The 326-nt window shown below is 40.5% G+C and carries 1 protein-coding gene; it reads left to right on the forward strand.

The annotated features are described in order from the left end of the window. The coding region (locus AB4486_RS21035) for a transposase (protein ID WP_372118504.1) at positions 1-326 on the forward strand (326 nt) is incomplete at both ends.

A 326-nucleotide genomic window follows, 5' to 3' on the forward strand; every position in this document is an offset into this window, starting at 1 on the left:
GCCTGCCGATTTGCTTTGATTTATCAGAGGGACAACGCCACGATATAGTGCATGCCGAAAGCTTAGTTGAGCAACTCGATGAAGTTAATACCATCGTTTGTGATAAAGGATATGACAGCGAACCTTTCCGTACTTTTGTTAAGGAACGTGGCGGAGAAACGGTAATTGCTAAACGCAATTACGGACAAGATATAGACAAAGACAGTATGGATTGGTGTTTATACAAGTATCGTCACTTGGTCGAAAATGCCTTTGGGAGAATTAAGCATTATCGAGCTATTTCAAGTAGATATGACAAGCTAGAAAGGAATTATGCCAGCATGTTA

The organism is Vibrio sp. 10N.222.55.C6, from assembly GCF_041473395.1.
In the GTDB taxonomy this organism is placed as follows: domain Bacteria; phylum Pseudomonadota; class Gammaproteobacteria; order Enterobacterales; family Vibrionaceae; genus Vibrio; species Vibrio crassostreae_C.